This is a genomic window from Oscillatoria sp. FACHB-1406, from assembly GCF_014698145.1.
GTDB lineage: Bacteria > Cyanobacteriota > Cyanobacteriia > Cyanobacteriales > Spirulinaceae > FACHB-1406.
The window spans coordinates 62,182-84,631 of record NZ_JACJSM010000024.1 but is presented as its reverse complement, the minus strand read 5'-3'; the positions used below and the strand labels follow the sequence as shown (position 1 = coordinate 84,631).

At 48.3% G+C, this 22,450-nt stretch carries 13 protein-coding genes; 5 read left to right on the top strand and 8 right to left on the bottom strand.

What is annotated here, in order from left to right; all coding sequences use genetic code 11:
- Nucleotides 1-115 precede the first annotated feature (115 nt).
- From H6G50_RS19730 to H6G50_RS19720, 3 genes are all read left to right on the top strand, one after another.
- The gene (locus tag H6G50_RS19730; RefSeq protein WP_199303255.1) at nt 116-3,736 is read left to right on the top strand and encodes a CAAX protease; all 3,621 of its coding nucleotides are present in this window, start codon (nt 116-118) and stop codon (nt 3,734-3,736) included.
- Between the two features lie 71 nt (nt 3,737-3,807).
- A complete protein-coding gene (locus H6G50_RS19725) occupies nt 3,808-4,668 on the top strand; it encodes a transglutaminase family protein (RefSeq protein WP_190720172.1) in 861 nt (286 codons plus the stop codon).
- A 487-nt stretch (nt 4,669-5,155) separates the two neighbouring features.
- Entirely contained in the window at nt 5,156-6,379 is a 1,224-nt protein-coding gene (locus H6G50_RS19720) for a hypothetical protein (protein ID WP_190720169.1), read from the top strand.
- Between the two features lie 110 nt (nt 6,380-6,489).
- Here the strand turns inward: H6G50_RS19720 and H6G50_RS19715 are convergent, their stop codons facing one another.
- Nucleotides 6,490-10,356 (bottom strand): filamentous hemagglutinin N-terminal domain-containing protein, encoded by a 3,867-nt coding sequence (locus tag H6G50_RS19715; protein WP_190720166.1) that lies wholly within the window; start codon nt 10,354-10,356, stop codon nt 6,490-6,492.
- Between the two features lie 152 nt (nt 10,357-10,508).
- Here H6G50_RS19715 and H6G50_RS24585 point away from each other — a divergent pair, with 152 nt between their 5' ends.
- The gene (locus H6G50_RS24585) at nt 10,509-13,316 is read left to right on the top strand and encodes a CHAT domain-containing protein (protein WP_206756583.1); all 2,808 of its coding nucleotides are present in this window, start codon (nt 10,509-10,511) and stop codon (nt 13,314-13,316) included.
- A gap of 308 nt (nt 13,317-13,624) precedes the next feature.
- Here the strand turns inward: H6G50_RS24585 and H6G50_RS19705 are convergent, their stop codons facing one another.
- The 7 genes from H6G50_RS19705 to H6G50_RS19675 form a co-directional block, all read right to left on the bottom strand.
- Nucleotides 13,625-14,404 (bottom strand): DUF928 domain-containing protein, encoded by a 780-nt coding sequence (locus H6G50_RS19705; protein WP_190720161.1) that lies wholly within the window; start codon nt 14,402-14,404, stop codon nt 13,625-13,627.
- A gap of 13 nt (nt 14,405-14,417) precedes the next feature.
- Entirely contained in the window at nt 14,418-16,766 is a 2,349-nt protein-coding gene (locus H6G50_RS19700) for a CHASE2 domain-containing protein (protein ID WP_190720159.1), read from the bottom strand.
- Nucleotides 16,767-16,777: 11 nt separating this feature from the next.
- Nucleotides 16,778-17,728: a DUF1822 family protein gene (locus H6G50_RS19695; protein WP_190720156.1), complete on the bottom strand. Its 951-nt coding sequence runs from the start codon at nt 17,726-17,728 to the stop codon at nt 16,778-16,780.
- A gap of 73 nt (nt 17,729-17,801) precedes the next feature.
- Nucleotides 17,802-18,452: a sigma-70 family RNA polymerase sigma factor gene (locus H6G50_RS19690; protein ID WP_190720153.1), complete on the bottom strand. Its 651-nt coding sequence runs from the start codon at nt 18,450-18,452 to the stop codon at nt 17,802-17,804.
- Between the two features lie 282 nt (nt 18,453-18,734).
- Nucleotides 18,735-19,751 carry an ADP-ribosylglycohydrolase family protein gene (locus H6G50_RS19685; protein ID WP_190720151.1) on the bottom strand — a complete coding sequence of 339 codons (1,017 nt, stop codon included), beginning with the start codon at nt 19,749-19,751 and terminating at the stop codon, nt 18,735-18,737.
- Nucleotides 19,752-19,755: 4 nt separating this feature from the next.
- Nucleotides 19,756-20,307 carry a phycobiliprotein lyase gene (locus tag H6G50_RS19680; protein WP_190720148.1) on the bottom strand — a complete coding sequence of 184 codons (552 nt, stop codon included), beginning with the start codon at nt 20,305-20,307 and terminating at the stop codon, nt 19,756-19,758.
- Nucleotides 20,308-20,427: 120 nt separating this feature from the next.
- Entirely contained in the window at nt 20,428-21,540 is a 1,113-nt protein-coding gene (locus H6G50_RS19675) for a saccharopine dehydrogenase NADP-binding domain-containing protein (RefSeq protein ID WP_190720145.1), read from the bottom strand.
- A 449-nt stretch (nt 21,541-21,989) separates the two neighbouring features.
- On the opposite strand from H6G50_RS19675, the gene H6G50_RS19670 reads away from it, so the two are divergent.
- A complete protein-coding gene (locus H6G50_RS19670) occupies nt 21,990-22,445 on the top strand; it encodes an STAS domain-containing protein (protein WP_190720142.1) in 456 nt (151 codons plus the stop codon).
- Nucleotides 22,446-22,450: the final 5 nt, after the last annotated feature.

Sequence of the window (22,450 nt, the reverse complement as noted above, 5' to 3'; positions counted from 1 at the left end):
GTCCAGTGAAACGAGAAGGCGATCGCGATCGCGCGACAACTTCACCCGATCGATTGCGCTTTCTCCAGTGCTGGGGGAAGATAATTGCAACGCTAAACAACAGACCACACCTTCTATGGCAGCCCTCGAGACAATGCTCGCTCGCTTTTGGAACTTCCTGGGATTGATTTTTGCCTTGGACAGTAAAGCGTTTGAGCGCGCCATTAACTCCCCCAAAGGCTTTATTGTCGCGCTGGCAATTGTCTTAGTCGCAGGACTATCGACGGAAATCGCTCAGGGAATTGTTCTTTTCATCAATCGCGTCAAACCCGTGCGTTTTGTTTTCAGCTTGCTGATTAACGCGATTATCTTTGCAGCGGGCTACATTTTCCTAGTGCTTAGCACTTGGATCATTACCTTACCGCCTTGGTCGGAAAAAGTCTCTTTTTGGAAGCTCGCGATCGCGATTGGAGCCAGTTACGGCCCCTTAATCTTCAGTTTCCTCGGCGCGCTTCCCTACTTTGGCGTTCCCATTCTCGCCCTTCTCTCCGCCTGTCATCTCTTCGCCCTCGTTGTTGCCTTTGCCACCGTCGCCCGCGTCGATAACCTCGAAGCCTTCGGTTACGTCGCCTTGGGTTGGTTTGTGCTGCAACTCGCCCAACAAACCATCGGTCAACCGATCGCCAATGTCGGAAAATGGTTGATGAATAGCACCGCCGGTGTCAAACTCGTCACCGGAAGGCGAGATTTGCGCCAACTTCTCCAAGACGGAATGCAGCAAGCTTATAGCCCCTCGGGCAGCTTCGGTTTAGGCAATCCGATCTCCGGTTCAAAATCGGCAACGCTCGTAACTGAAGACCATTCTAAGCCCGCTCATTCCTCCGCCACCAACGATGGCGCGATCGCATCCCTCCTCGGATTGCTCGGCATCATCCTCGTCGCAGTGTTCGTGACTATCTTCCTCAGCCCCCTCCGCGACTGGGTTTTTGGTTGGCACTCCGAGCTTCCGCAAGCGCTTCGTCCCCTCTTCGACCTATTCTGGACAATTACGATCGCCATCATTGTTGCCGGACTCCTCGCCCCCCTAGAAACCTTGGGCTGGTGGGCGGGTTGGTATTCCGACGAAGTAGACACAACTATTAACGCCGGAGAATTAGCCGAACCCGTAGACGATCCCAGCCATCTCTCCCGCTACCTCGTTTATCTCGATGGCATCAGCAAATCCAACTTTGAATACCTGCCCGATGTCGAAGACTTTCTCGAAGCTCTCACTGCCATCTTACCCGACGATATCGCCCTGATTCGCGGCATCGTTCCCTACTCCGTCCTCAACAACCCCCTCGACGAAGATCGCCCCCTCGCCTTTCTTTGGCGTTGGATGGATAAAATTCGCGGCAACAACCCCGCCAGTCTGTTCGGAATGCTCGTCAATATCCGCAACACCATTATTGTTGCCGTTTCTGCCGATCGCCGCTACGGGCCGCTCTACAATCAAGGCATCGCCCAAATTCTTTATAACGGCCTGCTCAAAAACGGCTATCGACGCAGCAGCGGCATTCCCATTACCCTCATCGGCTATAGCGGCGGCGCGCAGATGGCTGCTGCGGCAGCACCGTTCTTAAAACGCGCCCTGCACTCGCCGATTGAAGTCATTTCCTTGGGCGGGGTGATTAGCGGCAATTGCAACGTGCTGGAGTTAGAACACCTCTATCATCTCGTTGGCAAAAAGGATAACGTCGAAATATTCGGCCCGATTATGTTTCCCGGACGCTGGAAAATTTCGACCCTTTCTTACTGGAACCGTGCCAAACGACGGGGAAAAATTGATTTTATTTCCCTCGGACAGGTCGGACATCAAGTTCCGGGCGGTTTGATGGACCCAAATTCCTTTCTCCCCGACGGGCGCAGTTTCCTCACCCAAACCCTCGACTATATTTCCTTGATTTTACGCGAGGAGTTCGTGCGAGCGAAACCCGATATAGAGCCGATTCCCAGTCATTACAAACTCTATATGCAGGCAGATTTCAATCGTCCCGATTACTACCCCCTCGAGCAATCGCTACCATCGGAATACTACCAACCGATCGCGCCTTGGATGGGACGCTTAATCTTACCTCAACGTTCGGAGCGATCGAAAGTTCGCGGCGCGCTGATGGAGATTTATCAAGCGCCCGAAGCGTTCGCCCATCTCCAAGGTCAAATTATTAACTTGCGCTGGAGTCACGATGCAAGCGTACAGCGCTGGGTGAAACGGGTGAGAAAGGATGTCTTTTTCAGCCCCGAAGCCGACTATACCAACACTTATCAAGGCTTGGTGCATCCCGATCGCCTCGACGGTTGGCGACAAGTCGATCCCCTCGAATCGCTAGCGGGCGGACATCCCCAGGATGATATTACCGTTATGCTGCCGGAACCGTTGAGAGTAGACGAAGACGGTCAGCGTCCGACGATTTACCTGCACCGCCAGCCGATTCAAATTACCGGGCGCTTCTATGCGTTGGTACAGTTCGTGCGCCCTTTGCAAAACGGCGATTATTTCTGTGTCGTTCACTATAATCGCGCTTCGATGGATTTCGACGGGCCGCAGGAAACCGTATGGATGCCTCGAGTTGTGGCAGACCGCAACGGTTGCTTTCCTTCAACCGCAAACGCGATCGAACAGTCGCCTTTGAATCAGCGGGGTTGGTATATCTACGGCGCGCGCGATCGCAGCGATCGGTTTGTGGTGCAGGCGATCGCACCTCGCGCCCTATTCCAATTGCGCCCCGATCGCATCATTTTTAGCAAGCACGAAGGCTATCAATACATTCATAAAAAAACTTGGGCAAACGCCGTCGCTCGTAAAGGCTTAATTAGCTCGGTGCTGATAAACTCCCAGACGGGGAACGCCAGCGCTGCGATCGCGGAATGGGGCGAAGGCGATCGCGCCCTACTGTTGCACGTTTACGGCGGTATCGGCGGTAAAAAGCGCGAACCGGCTGCTAATACGCCGATCTTCTTCGGTCATTTTGCCTACGGATGGGCAGAAGTCGTGCGAGAACCCCTCACCGACGAACTGCGTTTCGCGCTCTATTACTCCCAAGTTTACACCCACAATACCGACGGTTTAGTGGCGGGGGATTTGCATTGGTCGCGCTATCTCGGCGATCGCCAATTCGGTTGGGTTGGCACTCGTCCGGTTGCCGATCTCCTGGTTAAATTAGATGCGTTCACCGGCAACTACGACTTTAACGGAACCCAGCGATCGCCCCTCGATGCCATGATGTTACAACTGCACGCCATGACCGCCCGCTATCGCATCGGCGACGGAACCGGCGGAACCTATGTCGGCGCAGCAAATAATTGCTCCCAAGACTCCAATCGCGCTCTCCTGGTTAGCATTCAAGAACTCGAACGCGCCGTTCGCACCCAATCGGACTGGATCCAAGAATGGGAAGCAGAAAACCCCCAGCAAGCCCAATCTTTTCGTAAACTATTGCGCTTAGACCGCGCCTTAAAACGTCAATTTAAACTCTTCGGCTCGTTACGGCCCGATTGGGTTAATAACGATTACAATCTGGGCAGTACGCTGGAAGATAAACCCTTGCGAAACTTAGCCACCGGACTCAGCAGTTGGCGCTCTCTCTTACCCCGCCTCGCTAACGACACAACGGTGAAAGTGTTTATCGATCGCGGCGCATCAGTCTGGGTATTGCGTACCAACCAAATTGGCGGCCGCGATCCCGATATCGAGCCGATCGCACCCATAACATTTTAAGGATTGCCCGATTAAGAATTGCGCTATATTTTAATCGTAATCTTGCGAACGATGAGAGCGCGTTAAAATTGATGCAATCCAGTAAAAAGCATCGGCTAGAGGTAAGCAGTAAACTGAGCTACAATCTACCGACAGAATGTACGTTTATTTTTAACATTAGCGTCGTTCGGAACGAGCATCAAATCGTTCTTGAAGAAGATTTGAACTTCGATCCCGCGATCGCCTCGGAAGAATATATCGCCGCCGACACCGGTACTCGATATCTGCGTTTAATTGCGCCGCCGGGAGAATTTAAAATCTCTTATCGCGCCCTGGTCGATGTTTGTTATCTCGAAGAAGATCCGAACGCCATTGCCGAAATTCCACCCGGAAAGTTGCCTTTAGAAACCATGCAGTATCTTTGGCCGTCGCGTTACTGCCAATCCGATCGCTTATTCCGTTTAGCGCAAGAAGAATTCGGTCATTTACTGCCCGGTTACTCGAAAGTCACGGCGATTTGTAACTGGATTTACGATAATGTCGTCTATCTTTCCGGCAGTACCGATTCTCAAACCTCCGCTTGCGATACGCTGCTCGAAAGGGCAGGCGTATGCCGGGATTTTGCCCATTTAGGAATTGCCCTCTGTCGCGCCTTCAATATTCCAGCCCGCTTCGCCGCCGGTTACTCCTACAACTTGCAACCGCCGGACTTTCATGCTTATTTTGAAGCCTATTTAGGCGATCGCTGGTATATCTTCGATCCAACTCGCCTCGCCCCCCGCGCTGGATTCGTTCGCATCGGAACCGGGCGCGATGCAGCGGATGCGTCCTTCGCTACTATTTTCGGTCCAGCGCAAATGACAATGATGAAGCTTGCGGTTGACAGCGTGGGCGAATCGCCGCCCGAGAGAACCGAGCGAGCAATTTCTCAAATGGAAGTCATTTCTGGTTGAATGGCACTGAAATAAGAAGGAACAAATTGCCCGTAGAGACGTTGTATACAACGTCTCTACGATAATTTTTTCAGCCTTAAGATACAAGGGTGGGCAAGGCGAGGATCGGGATTTTTGAGAAATTTATTGAATTACCTTGTCCACCAAAACCTAGATGGTGGGCATTGCCAATTTAAAGTTGCCCCGAAATTGAAAAGTGTTGCTGCAATGCCCACCCTACTACTACTGGGTGAGTCTCGCTGTTTTGGGAGTTTTTTGACGCAGAGCTACTGGGATTGTTACAAAAGTTTATGCCAAGGTTGCTGGCAGTAGTGGAGCGTAATGTTTGTGCTGCTGCTGAAATGGGGTTATCTCTCCGAATCGACTTCTACATTTTCGTACAGTTCGACAAGGGCAATTTCGATACTAAAAATTTGGTGAAGAAATAGAAGTTAACTCTTGAAAAAAGTTTTAATATTTTAATCCAATACAGAAAGTGCATCATAACATGGTTAAGAAAGCTCATTTTACTTGGTCATTCGTTGCTTGTATTGTTGGTCAACTCACGATCGCTATCCCAGCCTTAGCAAAGGAAACCTTACGAGTTCTTTTGTATCCTTATGTTCCCGATCGCTTATCTCTATTTCAAAAAATAGAAGGCGAATTTGAAAAGGCGAATCCAGAAGTCGATCTTCAATTAGTAGATAACCCAGACCTTGTTGCAGACTACTATTCTGGGGGACTGCAAAAAGCCTCCGCTGATGTCTATGAAGTCGATACAATTCTCTTATCAGACCTCATCCAATTGGGCAAAATTTCCAAGATTGACTTTCCTAAAGAAAACTTCTCAAAAGAAGCGATCGCAGCAGTCACGAGAAATGGAGAAACCTATGCGGTTCCCCACTGGCTTTGTGGAAACTTTCTCTTTTACAGAAAGGGAGATACAGAACTTGCAAGTGCCAAAACCTGGAATGATGTAAGCACCATTCTTAAGCAGCGCAACGAAGCTTTATTCGTTGACCTAAAAGGGAGTTCAACTTTGGGTGAGTGGTACTTTACAGTCCTTTCAGAACTTGTGGGTGTCGAACGAGCGCAACAGTCGATTTCCCAATCCACCCTCCTCAATTCAGAAGTCACGACCTCTCTCACCTCCCTTCTGGGTCTCTGTCCGGATGGTTTTTGCCGCAGTAATGACTTACACGATCGCACGGGCTATTATTCCAGAGCATTCATCGCTAGAAAATCTAGTGCCTATATCGGTTACTCTGAATCAATCCACTATGGCATTCAATACGCCCTCGATAATTGCACCAGTACCTCTGGATGCTTATCAATTAACGATATTGCAGTAAGAAGACTACCTCCTTTTCGAGAAAACTCAATGAGCAAAGGAGTAGGCTGGGTAGATGGTCTTGCTGTAGATTCAAGCCTGACAGGACAAAAGAGATCGCTAGCGATTTCTTTTATTAACTACTTAGTTTCTGAAGCAGCTTATAAAACTGTGCTGGAACCCGAATGGATGGAAGCGCCTAAATATCTACTCCCTGCCAGACTCAATGTCCAAATCAGTGGCGCGCCGTTATACCCCTCATTCCTCAATGCCCACTCAGGTCGAGAAACTGGCACGCTACCTGGCTTGAATAACCAACTTAGAAAGCTTGGCAAGCAGCTTGATTGTGCTTTACCGATCGATCGAAGCGATATTGAAACCCAAAAAAAATGTCAGCAGTAGCGATCGCCAGCTAACCCTGACTTGCACCGGACAAACAGCTTATCTTTGGCTTCGTTTATTTAAAATTGTTGCCTTTATAAGTTGACCCCTTTGAGTAGCGCGTAGGAATCCTACGGGACTGATTGTAGGGTGCAGGCAGCGGGCGCGGGTGGGGGAGTTTCAGCGATGAGGACGATGTTACCGCGATCGTTAACCGTCCAAGCTTGGGCTTCTACTAAGGGTTCTGTATCCATGCGCAAGTCTTCCCAAATTCCGTCGCTGTTGAGGGGTTCAAAGGGTGCATCGGGCGAGAGTCCGCGCCGTCCGACAACAGATAGGCTGGATCCATTTTCGGCGATGGGATCGCATCCTTCGGCGAGGGGAGGATCGAGGAAGTTATCGGGTAGCACTTCGATGGGGGTTTGCTGGCGCGCGTTAATGGTAACAGTGCCGTCGATTCCGATTTGGGAACTGGCGATAAAGTCGCTTTCGGAGGTGCGCTGTTTTTTGAACTGGCGGAAGGTTAAGACTGCGAGGGCGTTTGCGGTGATGTTACCGCCGTTTCCTGCGAAGGCATTGGCGACGATATCGCTGTTTTCACTGAGTACGCCGAGGATAATGCCGCCGGTGTTGAGGGTGATGTTGCCGCCGTTGCCCGTGCCGCCTGCTTCTGCGGAGATTTCGCTGTTGTAGCGTAGGATAAGGTTGCGATCGCTCCGTAAATCGATATTACCGCCATTTCCCGCTACCGTACTGGCTGCAATACGCCCGCGCTGGCTGAGGAAAATATCTCCGGTGCGAGCGCTGAGATTGCCCGCACCTCCGGTTCCGGTGTTGCGAACTGCTGCTTCGGAGTCGTTTTCGATGCTGAGTTTTCCGGGGGTAGTAATGTTGAGGTTGCCTGCGGTTCCGGTTCCGGTGGCGCTGGCGAGGATGCCGCTATTATGATTAACGCTTAAGTCGCCAGTACCGCTAAGATTGACGGTTCCGCCTCGTCCGTCAACCGTGGCGGCGGAAATTCGACTATAGTTATCGAGCGATAGGGTTTGCCAATCGCGAAGGGTGATGTTTCCGCCTGTTCCGTTGCGCGTTTCTGAGGTAAGCTTGGCGCGATCGCGCAGTTGGATTTGACTGGCACTAATTTCTAAGTTTCCTGCATTGCCATTCTCTGCGCTGCTGGTGGCAATTTGCGAGTCGTTTTGTACGGTTAAGGTTTTTGCGCTCAGGTTGGTGCTTCCGGCGGTTCCCGTACCCGTAGCGCTGGCGAGGATGCCGCTGTTATTGTTAAGGGTTAAATCGCCAGTACCGCTAAGATTGACGGTTCCGCCTCGTCCGTCAACCGTGGCGGCGGAAATTCGACTATAGTTATCGAGCGATAGGGTTTGCCAATCGCGAAGGGTGATGTTTCCGCCTGTTCCGTTGCGCGTTTCTGAGGTAAGCTTGGCGCGATCGCGCAGTTGGATTTGACTGGCACTAATTTCTAAGTTTCCTGCATTGCCATTCTCTGCGCTGCTGGTGGCAATTTGCGAGTCGTTTTGTACGGTTAAGGTTTTTGCGCTCAGGTTGGTGCTTCCGGCGGTTCCCGTACCCGTAGCGCTGGCGAGGATGCCGCTGTTATTGTTAAGGGTTAAATCGCCAGTACCGCTAAGATTGACGGTTCCGCCTCGTCCATCAACCGTGGCGGCGGAAATTCGACTATAGTTATCGAGCGATAGGGTTTGCCAGTCGCGAAGGGTGATGTTTCCGCCCTGCGCCCAGATGGTATTTGAGGCGAGTTGGGAGCCGTTTTTGAGGTGAATTGAGTCCGCGATCGCGATTATATTACCTGCTGCCCCCAAGCCCGAATGACTGACTGTTACTTGCGAGCCATTAATAAGATTAACGCGATCGGCAAATAACCCAATCCCTCCGGCATTACCCAACCCTGTATGAGCGGAGGAAAGTTGGGAGCCATTGTAAAGATCGATGTCATAAGCTGCTGCAATTAAATTACCCGCATTGCCCCATCCTTTATGGCTGACTGTTACCTCCGAACCGCGATTTAAATATAGCCATCCTGCCAGAATTGTGACATTTCCGGCTTCACCGAATCCTGTATGATTGGCAGCAATTGTGGAGCCATTATCTAACGTTACCCAGCCCGCCGTTAGATCGATATCACCTGAATCACCAAAGCCACTAGCACTTGACAAAATACTGCTATTACGATCTAAATTAATCCAATTAGCATTAGCTTCAATATTTCCGCCCTGCCCGTCAACAGTGGAGACTAAAATTTTGCTGTTGTTATTGAGGTTTAAAAGCTGTAAATTGTGCAAGCGAACCTGACCGCCGCCTGTCGTTTTATTGGTCGCTGAAAGGGTTGCACCATTATTTAACGCTACGATGTTCGCATCAATGTCAATATTACCGGCATTGCCGTTTCCGGTTGCTTCTACCCGCAGACTTCCGCCATTATCGAGAGAAACAACATTAGCGTTGACAACTTCAATATTGCCAGCATTTCCTGAATTGTTGCTCATACCTCGAATTTGCGCGCCATTGGAAACAAAGAGATTTTCGGTATCAATTTTAATCGTTCCCGCCGTTCCAGTGCTAGTAGTTTCTGTAGATAAAAAACTATTTTGTCCGCTTACGTTTACAATTTGAGCGTTGTTAACGCTAATATTTCCTGCATTTCCCGCACCGTTTGTAAAAGCAGTAATTCCTGCGCCATCGGTAACAATTAGCTGCTGTGAATTGAGGGTAATATTTCCACCGCTTCCCGCCCCAGGTATTTTTCCGGTTGAAGTCGAACGCAAACCCGTAAAAGGAACGAGAGCATTTTGGGCGGGCAATCCTTGTAGTTCGACGATAGAGGAATTTAGGGTAATATCTCCTGCTTTTCCGGTTCCTGAAGTCGAGTTAATAATAATGCCTCCGTCTTCAATTTTGAGGTGAGGCGTTGTTACGGTAATATTCCCCGCATTGGTACTGTTTCCTTGATTTTGGGCGTACAAACCGCTATTAATTAAGAAGGACGCGCCGGACACGCCGGAAATTTTGACCGATTCCGAGCCATAAACATCGATATTTCCTCCAGGTAAATCAAAGGTGGGGTTTGAGGTTAGCGCTGCCCCACTTTCTAGAAAGATTTCACGACCTCGAACTTGAACTTGACCGGCATCGGCATAGGCTCCGGCTATTTGAGAAAGGTTAATATTTCGGTAGTCTTGGATGTTGCTATAGTCAAGTGTAAATCCGGTTGGGGACGGGCTAAGATTTACTAAACTATTGGAACCAACGCTACCGAATTCTATTCGACCTTGGGGCGCAATAACAGCACCGCCTTGCATTTCAATTCCGCTCCCGATAAAGGCGATTGTGTTGCCTTTCGGGACGGATAAGGAGGGAGAGAATAAGCCTTGTCCTTGCACTTGAATTGCCCCCGGATTTGCACCCAATTGTAAGCCGATGGGAACATTTATGGTTAAAATTGGGGGAGTGGGATCGGTGATGCTAAAGGAGGTTCCATTGTTAAAGTTAATGCGCTCTGCGGTGGTGGCAAAAAAGGAACCGTTGAGTCGAAGAGTGGCAGTCGCTCCGAAAATAATGCCATTAGGATTGAGGAGAAAGAGGTTGAAGTTCGGGGAAGTTCCACTGGCTTTGATTAAGCCATCGATTTGGGAGGAAGATGTTCCGGTAATGCGCCCGATAATATTTTGAATGTTGCTGCTATTGTTAATAAAATTGGCTGCATTGCCAGTCGGAATTGAGAATTGAGAAAAGCTATGAAATAATGTATTGCCGCTGGGGGTTCCGTTGGTAATGTTACAATTCCCAAGCAGACAAGTCACGGTGGTGTTAAGCGTACTATCGGGGATAATTTGCGATCGCGCCCTTTCTCCCTCCCCCAGACAGAAAAGCGCGATTCCGAGGAGTAAAACGGTTCTTTTGCGAGCGATCGCGATCGCATCGCCCCTAATCGGCAAAATCGCGGCAATACCGAGGTGTCTCATAGCGATAGGGAGGCTAGATTGATAGATATCCAGCAAACTCTCAATTCTAACGCTGGGATTTTACGCACTTGGGCTGAAATTGTTACAAAATTTAGCAAAAATATTATTCTCCCTCGAAAAAGAATTGTACTAGAGATGACATCTCCGTTTTTGTGAAAGATACTGGAAATTTAAGCAACGTCTCGACTGAAGGGAGTGCTTATCTACCGTCGCAGTTTATGACAAAACTTATTTTTTTCTCTGCTGTCAACCGATGCTATGCTCCTCGCTTATTCTCTCCATTTCATCGGTTAAAAGGCAAGCGATCGCGCAATCGGATTTTTCGCTCTTTTCCGTCTTATCTATTCCTACTTTGGCTCGGTTTTGCGCTCGTGTTACTGCTATTGCATCCAGGAAGAGTTGGGGCGCAACAGCAGCAAGATGATGGCTTAAAGTTCTACAACAACGAGCAGTATGCTAAGGCGGTGGAAGCTTGGCAAGCAGAACTCGCGACTTCCCCGACAGCAGAGAAACAGGCGCTCTTATACACTTGCCTGTGCCTAGCGTACCAGCATTTGGGGCGCTTGCAGGAAGCACAGTCAGCCAGCGATCGCAGTTTTCAACTCCTCGCCGCGTCGGATAATACGTCAGTTCGAGCGAAGGCGTGGAATACCCTCGCCCAACTGGAATGGACGCGGGGAGAAGTCCCTGAAGCGCTGGCGAGTTGGGAAAAGGCGCAGCAGGGTTACGCAGAAGCGCGGGATATAGCAGGGGCGATGGGGGCGCAATTAAATCAAGCGGTGGCGCTGGAGGCGTTGGGGCGGAGTTACGACGGGAACCAGCTTTTAGAACAGCTTTACGCACAATTGCAGCAACAACCGCCGACAGAAGTTAAAGCCAAAATTTACCGGAAGTTGGGGGCGACGCGGCGGCGATTGGGAGAGTTGGAGAAGGCGCAGAAGGTTTTGGAAGAAGGAGTTGCGATCGCTAATTTGCTTCCTAATGATACAGTGTTGGGCGAAGTTGAGTTAGAGTTGGGCAATACGGCGCGATCGCAGGCTAACCAACAAAGCGCGATCGGTAAGACTGAACCCGCAAAAGCATCGTTGCACAAGGCTTTCCAGCATTACGCCCGAGCAGCCTCCAGTCGTTCTACAATCGTCCAACTGCACGCTAATATCAACCAACTCAGTCTCGCCGCCGATACGGGCAAAGCGCCGGATGCTAGTTTATTGCCCAAAATAGAGGCGTTACTCGAAAAAATGCCTGTCAATCATACCACCACCAAAGCGCAATTAAACTATGCAGAAACCTTGAGTTGCTGGCAAGTTAAAATTGATGCAGAGACTCCTGCTTGTACTCGCAGTGAGTGGGGAAATACAACAGCAGAAAATTCAACCGTAACTCTAACGCCAAAGCTAATAAACACCGATGCAATTTATCAATTATTAAAAGGCTCGCTACGCGCCGCCGAAACTCTAAAAAGTTCTCAGTTCAAGGTGGCAGCACTGGGTCAACTTGGCGCGCTATACGAACAAAATCATCAGTGGCAAGAAGCAGAAGTTTTTACGATAGAAGCACTAAAAGAGAGTGCAACGAAAGGGTCTGAAGAGTTATTGTACCGCTTTTCTTGGCAACTCGGTCGCTTGCAAAAGAAACAAGCGCGCAAAGCAGAAGCACTTCAATCTTATCAAAATGCAGTTGAGAGTTTGCAGCGGGTTCGTAAAGATTTATTGGTCATTAATACGGACGTACAATTTTCGTTCCGAGATAATGTCGAGCCGGTGTATCGAGAGTACGTAAATTTGCTGTTGGATGCGGAAGGCGAGGCAAAACCGGAGCAGGAGAAACTGAAAAACGCGATCGCCGCGATCGACCAATTACAATTAGCAGAAATCGAGAATTTCTTGCGCTGCGATACTTCAACAAACGTTCAAAAAACGCAAGCCGATCGCATTGACGATCCGAAGGCTGCGATTATTTATCCGATTATCACCGATCGCGGCATTGTTACGATCTTTAAACTGCACGGTCGTCCTTACGATTATCGCTTTTCTGCGGTCGATCCTAGGGAAATCGAAAATAACCTCAGCGAGTTAAGAAATAATTTGGTTTTCACGAGTCGAGGAGAAATTGAGAAAATTGAAACTGAAGCAGCCAAGCTCTACAATTGGTTATTTAAACCGTTGGAATCCGTATTGGCGAACGAACCTAACTTAGACACCTTAGCGTTTGTTCTTGACGATCCGCTCCGGAATATCCCGATGAGTGTTTTATACGATGCTCGGAATCGAGAATATTTAGTGCAAAAAAAATATGCGATCGCCGTTTTACCGAGCGTTAAACTTTTTGCTGCTCGCGCGACGGATAACTCTTTAGTTTATGCAGGCGGTGGAATCGGAATTCCTCAACAATTAAAAGGATTTCCTACTCTTCCATCTATTGAAGAACTAAGGGAAGAGATCGATAACATCCCCGAACCCAACTATAAACTTTACGATAAAGATTTCACGATCTCAAAAATCAAAGCCCAATTGCAGGAACGTCCAATCTCTGCAATTCACTGGAAAACCCACGGTTTCTTTAGCTCCGATCCCGAAGAAACTTATCTTGTTGCTTATCAAGAACTTATTAAAGCCAGAGCGTTCAATGAGTTGATTGCTGCCTCTTGTATTAAACGCGGAAAACCTCTGCAATTGTTGATTTTGAGCGCTTGTTCTTCAGCAGAGGGAGACAAGCGAGCCGTTTTAGGGTTGGCGGGTATTGCGGCGCGATCGGGCGCACAAACAACGATTTCTACGCTATGGGATGCTGACGAAAAGGTTACAACAAAATTTACAAAATATTTTTATCAAGAGTGGAAAAGTGGAGTATCTAAAGCAAAAGCTATGCAACTGGCTCAGAAACAAATTCTTGAGAAAGATGCTAATAAAATGCCTTCAGTTTGGGCGGTTTATGTGTTAGTGGGAAGTTGGTTTTAATGAGAGTCGGAGATTGGCAACTTTGAACTTATACCAGTTCTTGTTGATTTTTCGCTGTTCTACCAATTATCAGTTACGATGCACTAAATTGTTCGTCGTAGGGGCAGCCACATTGTTATGCCCTCTTCGAGAATCGTGCAAAATCAATGAGAATTGGTATTCCGCACCGTAGGGGCGGCGCTTACGAGCGCGAATGCGATTCGCCAAGCGCGCCCCTACAGATAAAATTTAGTGCATCAGGATTTGGAATTGGTATTAAAATTAGTGGATTGACAAACCTAACCTACAATTGTCGCCTTACCTACGATTTATTCTGCAATACTAGCTGCTCCTAAAATCGGCTGCTTTGCTAATCCTTCTTCCCCGATATATTGTAAGAGATTTTGCCAGCGTTCTACTGCTTCTACATCTTCAGGATTTTCTAAACGTTGTTGGAAAACTGACGCGATCGCGTCGAGCCAAATATAGGGATCGCCGTCGGCAATTTTCCGCTCTAATTGCGGCGTTCGCGAGACTCGCTGGATTGTTCCAGAAACTTCAATCGGTCGAGTTTTTCTTATCCCTGTCCCCGCACAGGAGAAGTTAAAGTACCAAGTGTAAGTTTTCCCAACTTCGAGTTCATTTTGAGGGATTTTAGGGAGACTAACGCTAATAATCCCTGGCGTATTCTTGGGAGGAGCAATAAAAACTTTACCGACTTTTTTTCCATCTTCATTGTTGATATAAAATTCAATATCCCGGATCGCTTCAGAACTTTCAGGGATATAAAAAAGCAACGTTGGGTGAGCAGAAGTGGTTAAACTCATCTCATCTGCTGGTATTAAACCCGTTAAGATTTGCTGGGAATTTTGGCAAGAAAAGGCGAACGGATTGAGTACTCTCGGCGGTTTTGTACTCCCGACGGGCTTAGGATTGCGCGGTGGTGGTGGTGGTGGTGGTGGTGGCGTTGGTGATGGTGATGGCGATTGAACGATGAGGGTGTTTTCTGTTGGAAACGCGATCGCGGAATTTAAAAACAAAGATACCCCTTGGGGGGCGATCGCGGCGAGGAATAAAACAACAGTCGAGTAAATGCAACTTGGGTTCATGGTTGAAAAAAATCTATTTTGATAACTCCGACAAATTCGGAAACTTCCAGATAGCAATAAGCAATGCTGTCGCAAGCAAAGCTAAAACAGTCGGTACGAGAGGCATCCACCCCCCGCGCTCGAGTAGGAACAAACAAATTCTTTCTAAAAAGATTAAAATTGCGCCTAACGATAAGCCGAGAACGAGCCGTTTTTTCTTAAAGACCCAACTTAAAGTTCCCCCAAACATCGACCAAATAAACACCCAAATTGCATCGCCCCACTGTAAATTTCCCCATTGCGGTAATGCCCAAATTAAGGGACGATTATCGATCGCAACATCGAGCAGTTGAGAGGTTGCATGAGCTTGAATCCAAGCCTGCGGTAGCATTCCGTAGGGGGTACGATCGGGGGTATTCGCGATTTCATTGCCATCGCCGATTAGCACGATCTTGCCTTCAATGCGATCGCGCGGCAGTTTTCCCGACAGCACATCTTCGACGCTTGCGTGCATGGCAGGTTGCGGATTTGAGCGATAGTTCAGCATCATTTGATAGCCGCCGTCGAGGCTGGAATAGGCAGCAAATCGATCGTTCAATGTGGGGATAATGCGATCGCTAACTCGCAAATCGCCGCGATCGCTAAAAGAAAATGTCGGAAGCAAATTGCGTTGGAGATAATGTTGGGCGAGTTGAAAACTCAAACTCCGAGGAGTCGTACAAGCAGAAATGTTAGGTTGAAGATCGGGGCTGTAAGCAATTAAGTGGCGGCGAGTGCCTTCGTTCCCGTACTTGCTGTCATCCAAAAAATCGCCAAAGCCGGTTTTTTCAGCAATAAAACGTCCGCTTAATTCAGGCGGAGGGGACAGGGTTTTATCGCGATGGTTAAAGCCACAAGTTAGGAATAAATGAGGATTATTTTCAAGACGAGCGATGAGTTTTTCTCTGCCTTCGCCACGCGGTTGATAGCGCAACAAACTCAATCCGATCGCGCTAGGTTTTGCTTCTTCTACAGTTTGCAAAAGTTGGGCAACAATATTATCGGGTAGGGGATAAGAATAACGATTGTTCGTACCTTCGCTCACCTCAACAATGAGAATACGCGGATCGATCCCTTGAAGCGATCGCTGTTTCATTAAGCGATCGTAAGCAGACAACTCGCTCGGTTGTAAAAGTCCGAAACTGCGTGCAAACATCACTAAAATCGTACAAAACAGGCTAGCTAACACAATCCTTGTTAACTCGGGCTGTTTGGGAACGGAAACGGGAGGGGTTTCAACTCGATATAAATCCTCCCAGCGAGGAGGAATAGCAGCAGGATTTTCGTAAATAACGGGCAACCATGTCGCGTAAGGACATTCAAAGTATTCGCCATTAGCAGTAGGTAAACGGATGCCATGTAATTGCTCCCGGGCAATCCGAGAGGCGTTATGAAAGCTTTCACCACCGGCGAAGTTTGTGAGGAAAACGCGCAAGTATTGTTGGGCGACGAGATCTGGGACAGCTTCGCGCATAACAACGATAAAAGGAATCGAGCGATCGTTGAGTTGATTCGCGATTCCTAACCCATCGCAGGAGTTAAAAATTGCTAATTGCAAGCCTTTATTAACTGCTGTTTTTAAGCCTGTCCACAACTCATCAATGGTGATACTTTCCGTTTGATTGATATAAATTCTACCCGTATCGTCTTCGGTTTGGCTGTGTCCGGCAAAAAAGATAATATCCCACTCTTGTTCCCAGAGTTCGGCGGTAATTGCGTGCGATGTCGGTTCTGGGAGAAAAGTCACTTCTGCGTTAGGCAATTCGTTGAGAAAACGGCGATCGCTTTCCACATCAATTCCTTCGCTATTTCCTAAAATTGCTAAGATTTTAACTTTAGGATGGAGCGTGGTGCGAGTAATTCGAGCTAAAGTGGGAACTTCGAGAGAGTTGAGGGCGGGTTCGACGCGATCGCATCGCTTCAATAAATCCCATTCAAACCAAGGCAATTTTTGCAATTCGCGATCGCTACTTTGTACGGAAAAGCGAGCTTCTTCGTCTTCGCGCAGCACGGAATGCAATCGATCCGCGATCGGACGAAACAGTTCCGATCCCAACCAAGTATTAATCGCATTGCGCAGTTCTACTGCCACTCTTTTGCAGGTTTGGATGCGATCGTTAATCGAACCCCGTAAAGTCACTTGTTGAATTTTAATCCGAGAAGGAGCGCCTAAATTGTAAAAATGATGCCAATACTGTCGCGATAACTTGAGTAGTTCTGGATTGGGAGGTAAATCTCCTTTTAATGTACTAGGAAAGCGCGTTGTTTCGCTCGTTATGGCTAAAGTCGCCCGAAACCCTTTCTCCCAATCGCCATCGAGTTCTAATACAATTAATTTGCTCATCTTTCCAACTCTCAGACAATAAATTGTTCTGCAATTTTGCACTCGCCCAACACAACTTCTATGCTGAATCTTTCTCCCGGTTCGCCGCTAAATTTAACCTCTAGTCCTTCACTTCCACCTGCTTCTGCTTGTAGGGCAACGCGATCGTTTTCATCGAGAATCATTAAACGCACATCCGAAGGAAAATAATGCGATCGACTCGGAAGAATTTCGACTGAAATATCGAGTTCTGATATCTTTTCTTCGATCAACCTAACGATTAAAGCAATTTGTTCCTCTCTGTCCTGAAACTGCAACAGTTTTGCTCTTTCTGCTCTGACGGGGTTAACATCTTGTGAGAGGGGAATGGGAGCGCGGCGGAAATTGAAGGCAGGGCGATATTGAGAAGGAGCCAGCAATTCTTCAAGCGTTGCCCAGCCCGTTTCCGCAACTCCTTTTAACCAATGATTCAGTTGAACGGGAGTCGCTGTATTCGTTTCGTTTGCGGCTTCTTCCCGAACAGTTGATTCGTGAATAGCATCTAATAAAACTTCCAGCGATTGAAATTTTTCTAAGGGAATTTCTTCTGCTTCTACTTGTTGAATAAAGCCTAATAACGTCGCCTCAGAAAGTTCGCGATCGAACTGTACTGCAATATATCCGGCTCTATCTTCCCAAACTTCGGGTGGAATTTTGCAGGTTGTTGCATCGGGTAGAACCGGACGACATTCAAGTTTCCCCCAGTTTTCGACAATAAGATCTGCGACATCGCTTAAAGTTTGGAAGCTGGGATCTGTGCTGTCTCCCCCTTCCCAATCTGCCGAAAAGCCCAAGCAGTTTAAATAAGATTTAACGGCGTACAGCGCTAAATGGTTGAGATAAACTTGCTTGATTTTACGAGCGTTCATTTGGCGATCGGATGCTTGCTGCGCTTGCAGATGAGCGGTTCTTGTTAGGGGAACTTTAAAGGTTAAGGAGTTCATGATTATTTTCTGGGCTTGAGTTCAATTAGGGCAGGAGCGAGAAAAAACTGCATTGTTATTATGATCGACAAGTTTAAGTTTTTAAATAACTTTTAAGAAGCGGAGAAAACTTTTTGAGATATCGAGTGTAAAAACTACTGAGAGTTGAAATTTCTAAGCCGAGTTCGAGGGAAAGTTCTCGCCAAGTATAGCCTGCAACCAGTTGTTGAGCGATATACTGAAAATTAGCTTCAGGTTTTTTGGTGTAGGTTGATTCAAATAAACCTTGGGGATCTTCAGCTAAGCAATCTAAGATTTGTTCGCTGAGTAAGGGAGCGTTTCTGGTTCTGAGCCTTTCTAAAGTCTCTAAGGATTCAAAATCATCAAGAGAATGGAAAAACAAACGCCCCTTTTTTTGCTTTGAATTGGGGTAAATTGCACGACAAGCTTGAACGAAAAAACGCTTTTTGAGGAGGAAGTTTGCCCACTGTAAAACTCTTTTATCGGGATCGTAACAATCAATTTTTTCGCAGATATGCCCGAACAGCATTTGCTGGGCTTCGGCGTAAATTTCTTTGTAACTTTCTTGAAACATCCACGGAAAGGGACGACATAGAAGGTCAGAATTTTGAAGTTCTGCAATCAAAGCGGTTAATGCTTTCTGTCGTCCTTTCGATTTAGGAGGATATCTCCGAGCTTCTAGGGCATATTGTTTTAAGCGCGTATCAATCGAATCGGCATCCATGATTGCGAGAATGTATTAATTTTCAATGGATTGAGGTTTTTGTTCGAGCTATATACTGAACTCTCGTTTTTGGGATGCCAATTTTACGCAAATCTGACTGACTTTTACAAAACGTTACAAAGTTGTCGCGAATTTGGAGGATTGCGCTTCGTTATTTTTTCAAACGAGGAGTGGCAAGAGAATGTGGGTTGAATGGCAACTTAAAGCTGGTGGGCGCTGCCCACCCTACGAAATATCTATTTTTTCAACGGAGAGTGAAAATTGAATTCGGGATAACCGGCGTTACTCAACCGAAGCGATTAAAGCCTTAACTCGTTCGGGAACTTGGGATGGATGCAGAAAATCGGGGCGAGGATTTTGTCCGAGGTGAGTATCGCACTCGATAATGGCAGTTTGCATGGCGGCGGGAATGCCCTCAATACCGTCCGCCGCGCCGATTAAACCACCGACGATGCAGGCGTTGGTATCGGTATCGCCGCCGCCTGCTAGGGTTTGGGCGATCGCGCTTTCGTAGTTTGTCCCCCAGTATAAATGGCGGAACGCATGAGTAAACGCAATCTTGACGAAGCCAATCTGCGGCGCGTAGGGAATATCGCGGTTATTTTCTGCATCTTGCAACCATTCGCTCACTTCTGTCCGTTCGTCCGATTCGGCTTGCGATTCCAACCAGGATTTAGCGCGGTTGAAGGCGATTTTTCGTTGCCCCGGAAATTGCATTAAACTGGCGATCGCGATCGCGTAACAAGCCACAGCATAGCAGCAGCATAAATTCGGGTGCGATAACTGCGAGTCCTGGATTGCGTAGTGCGCCAGTTCTTCATCCTCGAGACGATATCCCCACACTCCCAACGGTGCGGCGCGCATTAAACTGCCATTTGCTTTTGATTCCATGCAGTATGTCGCTGCAGCGCGCTGCATAACGGCGGCGTAGCCTTCTTTTTGCCAAACATCCTGCCATTGAGAGGAAGCATAAGAACCTAGGGAAGAAGAAGTTGTAATCCCGATATCGAAGGGATTGGATTCGATCCAGCAAGCATAGGAACGCGCGATCGCTTCAAGATCGAATCCCTCACTCTCTGCTAGGGTTTGCAACAATGACAGCGTTAATTCCCCATCATCGGTAATTTGTCCCGGCGCAACTTGCATTACGCCCCCTCCCGACATCGCCATCGCCCACCGAACTTCCTCTGCGGTGGGTGGATTGGTTAAAAACTCTAGCGTTGCCCCGGCTGCATCTCCGGCTAGCGCCCCCAGCAGACAACCGAGGGCAATATCTTCGAGATTCGCTGTCGTTGCCATTCGCTTAGGCTCCTTTTTGTTCTACCCCAAAACCGACTAGGGAAATCTGGGCGAGGGGCTGCCCTTCCGGGGGGCGGAGATAGTTAATAATTTTACGAATTCTTAAGTTAGGGTTGACAAGGGTAATCGAATCGACTGAAACCACTCTCGTATATTGCGTTGTCATTAAGAGTTCGTGCGTCTCGGGGGCGAAGCGAAAGTGAGAGATGAGGGGGCGCGCTTCTTCGTAGGCGCGATCGCGCAGATAGTCGCCTTCAATCTCCGTGCTATTGTCCTGCGTGGGAACGAATAAAAAATTAAGCTGCTGGGAGACTTCTTCGCCGGTTTCCGATACCGTATAAAAGCTGAGATGATATCCGGGAAGGGCTGCTAAATTTCCGGGAGACGGATAAACGTTGTCCGAGAGAACTTTGAGTTTCAGTTCCTCGCTTAAAGGCTCGATCTGAAATTCCGTTCGCGATCGCTCGACTTCCTGATGAGCAAGATAATGATAGGTGCGTTCTGCTACCCAATTTCCAACGCAACAGTCGAAAAATTGTTGAAATTGTGAGTGCATTGTCAATACTGAGTTCCTAGCTTGTCAATCGTGTCCCGCTCCCCGGATCGAGGTTTCCTCGAAAACAGGGAACACTATTTTATTACTCTTTATTATTTAACGTTTGTTATTGACTATTCTTTAAGCATTGTTAACGTCACAAATCTTAATCCCCCGCGCTTGCATCGTCTCTTCAAACAGATCGGTGGGCAAGGCTGCTTCGACAGGCCAAACGCCCGGTTTGTGCAATCTGCCGTCTAAAATTAGTTGCGCGAGCGAACCCGTTCCGCCACCGGCTGCAACGGCAGTATTTTCATGAACGAGCGTCGAACAGTGGGTTGCGGGGTTGCCAGCTTTCAGTCCGGAAACTTCGGAACGAATCGCAACGCCAATCCCGCTAAAGCGATCGCTAACTTGGGTCATTTTATAGCTGACGGTGGACAAAAATTCGATAACCTGGCGATTTTGCAGCCAAGAGTTGGGCCAAGTTTTTGCCACCCACCACGTTAGGTAGTTGTATAAATCGGGAACGGAACCGAATTTGGTAATCGCGGTTTGGACGGGGAAGGTTGCGGGGAGTGTAAAGGTTTCCGGCATATCGTACCAGTAAACGCCCGCGCGATCGTAGGGCGAGGGGAAGGTGACGGTTTCGCGATCGCTATACGGTTTGACAGTTTGCCATTTGCCCTCAATCCAAGCTTCAAAGGGATGTTGCAGCCCTAAAAACGTCGTTCGCATCACCGTTAAACCCGCACCGCCCGAACCGGCGACGACATAACTGAGATGGATGCGATCGGGACGATCTAACCATTCAACTCCCCGACGCACCATACTATTGGAAATGCCAGGAAAAATCCCCGTATTCACGATCGCGGTTACTCCCGCGCGTTCTGCCTCCGTTTGAAATTGCAGCGCTTTTTGGGTAAAAGAACGATGATCGCTGACATCGAGATAAGGAACGCCCGTTTCAATACAATGTTTGAGAACGCGCCCATCGCGATGGTGAAAGGGACCGGCACAATGAATGACGAGATTGGATTGCGCAATCGCGGAATGCAGGGGGGCGAGAGCGTCTAACTCTAGGGCAACGAACTGCGCCTTTTCTCCCAATTTTCGGGCAATCTCTTCGCCCGCGATCGGATTTCTCCCCGCTAGGAGTACCCGCGCTGGCGTGTAGGCGACAATATCCGCTGCTACGCTGCTGCCTATACGACCGCTGCCGCCTAAAATTAACACTTGTTGATTTGCTGTCATTGGTAATCTTTCCCCCCAACACCGCGCCCCCAAAAGCGGTTAACAGTATTGCCAGTCTTTCCCCGTTGGCGCTCGTAGAGTTGAGACTAACATCACTCAGGAAAGGCGCGATCCGCTTTGCGGATCTCTTCGGGCGCGCGCGATCGCTTCTAATTTTTCTGCCTAACTTCCATTTTCCCCTTAATGGGCATCCCCCAAATATTACGAGATATTACGACAGATTACGAGTGCGTTGTTCCCCTTCTCCTCCAACTGTACCGAGCCAACCGCTAATTCTTGAATCACTTTCCGTAATTTCCCCCAGACGTAAGAAAAAACTCAGAGATTCTTTGTAAAAATGAAGTTGAAAAATCCGCAAATTTTCAGTATCCTAGCAGAGATTAAGGGTTTCAAAAACAATTCGCGACCCGAATTGCGGGCAATATCCCTTAGCGCATTCTCTAAAAACCATGAATTTTGTTTTACACCTTCGCGGCACCCTTGATTTCCCAACTGCATTTCTCGTTCAGCAGCAGTTAAACCAGTGGGCAGACAACCAACCCATTCCTCCAGGCTCTCGCTGGATTATTGATTTTATCGGAGTTGAGCGAGTTAGCGTCTCCGGTTTATTCATCTTCAGCGAACTATTCCGATTAGCAGCCCGAAAACAATGCACCCTGCGTCTGTGCAACCTCACCCTACCCGCAGGTATGAGATTGCAGTTGCAGTACGCCAGCCCCAAAACCAAAGTTTGGCAACCCATCCCTTCGCGATCGCTTCCCATTCCTCGAACTCTCGGAGTCTCCCAGCAATTTGCCCGTATTAGACAGCGCTTAATCGCAGCCGAACAGTTGCGAGGCGGAGAAGCTGCCGTTAGCGGTTATGCCTTCAAAACCAGCAATACCGACGCTCAAACCCAGTTTTAGCGACT

What these genes read in the sequence shown, in the direction of transcription:
- H6G50_RS19685 (WP_190720151.1), bottom strand. Translation starts at nt 19,751, where the DNA reads ATGGCAACGACAGCGAATCTCGAAGATATTGCCCTCGGTTGTCTGCTG.
- H6G50_RS19730 (WP_199303255.1), top strand. Translation starts at nt 116, where the DNA reads ATGGCAGCCCTCGAGACAATGCTCGCTCGCTTTTGGAACTTCCTGGGA.
- H6G50_RS19720 (WP_190720169.1), top strand. Translation starts at nt 5,156, where the DNA reads ATGGTTAAGAAAGCTCATTTTACTTGGTCATTCGTTGCTTGTATTGTT.
- H6G50_RS19695 (WP_190720156.1), bottom strand. Translation starts at nt 17,728, where the DNA reads ATGAACTCCTTAACCTTTAAAGTTCCCCTAACAAGAACCGCTCATCTG.
- H6G50_RS19705 (WP_190720161.1), bottom strand. Translation starts at nt 14,404, where the DNA reads ATGAACCCAAGTTGCATTTACTCGACTGTTGTTTTATTCCTCGCCGCG.
- H6G50_RS19675 (WP_190720145.1), bottom strand. Translation starts at nt 21,540, where the DNA reads ATGACAGCAAATCAACAAGTGTTAATTTTAGGCGGCAGCGGTCGTATA.
- H6G50_RS19725 (WP_190720172.1), top strand. Translation starts at nt 3,808, where the DNA reads ATGCAATCCAGTAAAAAGCATCGGCTAGAGGTAAGCAGTAAACTGAGC.
- H6G50_RS19680 (WP_190720148.1), bottom strand. Translation starts at nt 20,307, where the DNA reads ATGCACTCACAATTTCAACAATTTTTCGACTGTTGCGTTGGAAATTGG.
- H6G50_RS19715 (WP_190720166.1), bottom strand. Translation starts at nt 10,356, where the DNA reads ATGAGACACCTCGGTATTGCCGCGATTTTGCCGATTAGGGGCGATGCG.
- H6G50_RS19670 (WP_190720142.1), top strand. Translation starts at nt 21,990, where the DNA reads ATGAATTTTGTTTTACACCTTCGCGGCACCCTTGATTTCCCAACTGCA.
- H6G50_RS19690 (WP_190720153.1), bottom strand. Translation starts at nt 18,452, where the DNA reads ATGGATGCCGATTCGATTGATACGCGCTTAAAACAATATGCCCTAGAA.
- H6G50_RS19700 (WP_190720159.1), bottom strand. Translation starts at nt 16,766, where the DNA reads ATGAGCAAATTAATTGTATTAGAACTCGATGGCGATTGGGAGAAAGGG.